This is a genomic window from Leptolyngbya sp. FACHB-36, assembly GCF_014695955.1.
Classification (GTDB): domain Bacteria; phylum Cyanobacteriota; class Cyanobacteriia; order Leptolyngbyales; family Leptolyngbyaceae; genus FACHB-36.
Genome location: NZ_JACJPG010000224.1, coordinates 1 through 3,690, shown reverse-complemented (window position 1 = coordinate 3,690; position 3,690 = coordinate 1). Strand labels below are relative to the sequence as shown.

Genomic DNA, 3,690 nt, shown 5'->3' with positions numbered 1-3,690 from the left:
CGCGACATGCGCTACGAAATTGTCAAAAAACGCATCGATAAGGCGCTGGACGATCAGACCAAGGCGCGCATCACTCAGCCCGGAATGCTGACGTTGGTTTACAGCACCGAGGAAGAGTGGGCGGAGTACGAGGCGTATTTCCGCTACCTTGCCCGCGAAGGTTGGGTTGACACGTCGATCGAGCGGGGTAAGGTGCAGCCACTTCAAGGCGTTAACGGCTTGAAATACGCTCGCGTTCGCGTTCTACCGCAAGCCGAGCCACGCGAGTAGCCCTTGATCGGTGATGTACTCGATCGCCAGCAGTAGCGCAAATCCAATCATGGCGGCGCGACCATTCAGCCGCTCGGCATAGTCGTTAAAGCCAAACTTTGGCTGGCTCAGCTTTGGAGTGACAGTGGGTTGAAGGGGAGTTTGAGATTGAGTCATCGATCATCACCTGTAACAGCAGCGGGAAGGAGCTATCAGCCAACAGCTGCTCCTGATTTACATTTGTTCACAGTTTACTACGCTTGACGGCGACAGTGCACCTCAGAGCAAGGTTTGCAGCAGATGCCACAGCTAAGCGCCGCTCGATCGCGGCATAATGGGGAATCTCTATTCAATGCGTACCTATGAACTGGTGGCAACGGCTCAAAAAGAATCCTCTGGCGAAATTCGGCGGACTGCTGCTGGTGGTATTTTATCTTGCAGTGATTGCTGCTGAATTTGTCGCGCCCTACGATCCCTACGCCTCTCAGCCAGACGGGGCGCTGTTGCCGCCGACGCAGATTCACTGGGTCAATCAGCAGGGACAGTTCATTGGTCCGCACGTTTACCCAACCACGCAGGGTCCGGTGGATTTGAACACGGGCGATCGTCAACTGATTGTTGATCGATCGAAGCCTTCACCGCTGCGGCTGTTTGTCCAAGGTCCAGAGTATCGCCTGCTCCAGCTTAAACTGCCACTGCCGACAAAGCTGTCGTGGAGCGATCCTCGATTCGACGAGGTAGAGCTATTTGGCGGCATTCCTGCCAGATTGCACCTGTTTGGCACGGATGGACCAGGAACGATCAATCTACTGGGCACCGATGAGCAAGCGCGGGACCAGTTCACCCGATTACTGTTTGGCGGACGCGTCAGCCTCAGTATTGGCTTAGTGGGGATTGTGATTTCGTTTCCGCTAGGAATGCTGGTGGGTGGCATTTCTGGCTACTTTGGCGGCGTTGCCGATACCGTTCTGATGCGCTTGGTAGAAGTGCTGATGACGATTCCCAGTATTTATCTGCTGGTCGCGCTGGCGGCGGTGCTGCCTCCGGGATTAAGCAGCGCTCAGCGGTTTTTGCTGATCATTCTAATCACGTCGTTTATTCGCTGGGCAGGACTGGCGCGGGTGATTCGCGGGCAGGTGCTATCGATCAAAGAGCGCGAGTTCGTTCAGGCAGCGCGGGCGATGGGGGGCAAGGCGCTGTACATCATCGTTCGCCATGTGCTGCCCCAGACGGCAACTTACATCATTATTTCAGCGACGCTGTCGATTCCAGACTTCATTGTGGCGGAATCGGTGCTGAGCTTGATTGGACTGGGAATTCAGCAGCCCGACCCTTCTTGGGGCAACATGCTGTCGCTGGCGACCAATGCGTCGATTCTGGTGCTGCAACCGTGGCTAATTTGGCCCCCTGCGCTGCTAATTATTCTGACCGTGTTGGCGTTTAACCTGCTGGGAGATGGTTTGCGCGATGCGCTCGATCCGCGCAGCATCCGGCGGTAAGGCAATCCGTCAGGGTGAGTACGGTTCTACTCACTCCGTATCTCTGCCTAAGTTGATACATTAGTTCATAGATGCATTGATACGTAGTTCTGATTGAGGTTCCCAGCGTGAATAACTCCTCTCGATCGACAGAATTTTTCAGCGGGGCAGAGTCCAGCAACCAGTTGTGGAACTATGTCCAATCCCTCAGCCCAGAGACGATCGCCCAACTGTCTCGCCCGACGTCTCAAGAAGCGTTTCAAGTGATGGAGCGCAATATTATTGGATTACTTGGCGCTTTGCCATCTGAGAACTTTGACGTGGCGATCACAACGAGCCGCGAAAGTTTAGGTCGTCTGTTGGCGTCTGCCATGATGAGTGGCTACTTCCTGCGTAATGCCGAGCAGCGCCTGACCTTTGAGCAGTCTATTACGACGACAGAAGAGCAAGTTTAGGTTAGCTGATGGCTAGTCGCTGCCTGCTTGAGGCTTAGATTTTGGACTGAGGTATGGGTCGAGCAACTCCAAAATCTAACCGTAGCCAGCAAAAATTGACGAGTTCGGCGAGCGATGCTAATTGCTTGCCGAATTTTGCTGTTGAGGAACTGCGATCGTCACTGCTGGACTGGTATCGGCAATTTGGGCGCGATCTGCCGTGGCGACACAGCCGCGATCCCTACACTATTTGGGTGTCGGAGATTATGCTTCAGCAGACTCAGGTGAAGACCGTAATTCCCTACTATCACCGCTGGCTGGCGACGTTTCCTACAATTCGAGATTTAGCCAGCGCTACACAGCAGCAAGTGCTCAAAACATGGCAGGGATTGGGCTACTACGCCCGTGCTCGTAATTTGCATCACGCTGCGCAGCAGCTGGTCGGTCAACACAACGGCGAATTTCCGAACGACTTAGAAGCAACGATCGCACTTCCGGGAATTGGACGCACCACAGCAGGTGGCATTCTGTCGGCAGCGTTCGATCGTGCTGTGCCGATTCTGGATGGCAACGTTAAGCGCGTGCTGGCGCGTCTAGTCGCGCTTCCGGTGCCTCCGGCTAAGGCAATGCCGCGTCTGTGGCAGGTATCAGAGTCGCTGCTGGACCCGCAGCAGCCACGCGATTTTAATCAAGCGCTGATGGATTTGGGCGCAACGATTTGCACACCTCACCAGCCTGCCTGTTTGCTCTGCCCGTGGAATCGGCAGTGTCAAGCGTACAATTTAGGCATTCAATCCGAGCTGCCTATGTCTGAAGCACGTGCTCCGCTGCCCCACAAACTGATTGGTGTAGCCGTTATCTGGAACGATCAGGGACAAATTTTGATCGATCGCCGCCGCCCGGAAGGCTTGCTTGGCGGGCTATGGGAGTTTCCCGGTGGCAAGGTGGAAGCGGGCGAAACTATTCCGGACTGCATCCGGCGCGAGATTCAGGAGGAATTGGGCATCGACGTGGAGGTCGGCGATCGCCTCACCACCGTGGACCACACCTACAGCCACTTCCGCGTCACGCTGGAAGTGCATCACTGCCGCCATCTCAGCGGAGAGCCGCAGCCGATCGAGTGTGACGAAATCCGCTGGGTTACGCTGGCAGAGCTGGACCAGTTCCCGTTCCCCAAGGCGAATGTGCAAATTATTGAGGCGCTGCGGCAATCTAGGGATTAGTCCCGATAATCGCTGTGTCTTACAATAAGTGTCTGGATAGTTAAAGTTTCTGGATAGTTACTGATCTCTGCCCATGAGCTACTTCCGCCCCGCGATCGAGGCAATGACGGGTTACATTCCTGGTGAACAACCTAAACCGGGAACCCGCATCATCAAGCTAAACACAAACGAGAACCCCTACCCGCCGTCGCCTGAGGCGATGGCGGTGCTGCGGACTCTCGATGGAGAGTGGCTACGCCGCTATCCCGATCCATTTGCGCGGGAGTTTTGCTCGGCGGTGAGTGAAGCACTGGATGTGCCTCCCGA

Annotated in this window: 4 protein-coding genes and 2 pseudogenes; 5 read left to right on the top strand and 1 reads right to left on the bottom strand. The window is 55.3% G+C overall.

Translation table 11 applies throughout. The features are described 5' to 3' along the window. A pseudogene (locus tag H6F43_RS05290) lies at nt 1-270 on the top strand (GAF domain-containing protein); the annotation flags it as partial. On the opposite strand, the gene H6F43_RS05285 reads toward H6F43_RS05290, so the two are convergent. Then, nucleotides 244-426 (bottom strand): hypothetical protein, encoded by a 183-nt coding sequence (locus H6F43_RS05285; RefSeq protein ID WP_190341390.1) that lies wholly within the window; start codon nt 424-426, stop codon nt 244-246. The pseudogene H6F43_RS05290 and the gene H6F43_RS05285 sit on opposite strands and share 27 nt — an antisense overlap. A 185-nt stretch (nt 427-611) precedes the next feature. Here H6F43_RS05285 and H6F43_RS05280 point away from each other — a divergent pair, with 185 nt between their 5' ends. From H6F43_RS05280 to H6F43_RS05265, 4 genes and pseudogenes are all read left to right on the top strand, one after another. Further along, a complete protein-coding gene (locus tag H6F43_RS05280) occupies nt 612-1,748 on the top strand; it encodes an ABC transporter permease (RefSeq protein WP_190341388.1) in 1,137 nt (378 codons plus the stop codon). A gap of 107 nt (nt 1,749-1,855) precedes the next feature. Next, nucleotides 1,856-2,182: a DUF760 domain-containing protein gene (locus H6F43_RS05275; protein WP_190341386.1), complete on the top strand. Its 327-nt coding sequence runs from the start codon at nt 1,856-1,858 to the stop codon at nt 2,180-2,182. Between the two features lie 53 nt (nt 2,183-2,235). Next, on the top strand, nt 2,236-3,384 hold the full coding sequence (mutY, locus tag H6F43_RS05270; RefSeq protein ID WP_190341384.1) for an A/G-specific adenine glycosylase: 1,149 nt from the start codon (nt 2,236-2,238) through the stop codon (nt 3,382-3,384). Nucleotides 3,385-3,457: 73 nt separating this feature from the next. Next, a pseudogene (locus tag H6F43_RS05265) lies at nt 3,458-3,690 on the top strand (histidinol-phosphate transaminase); the annotation flags it as partial.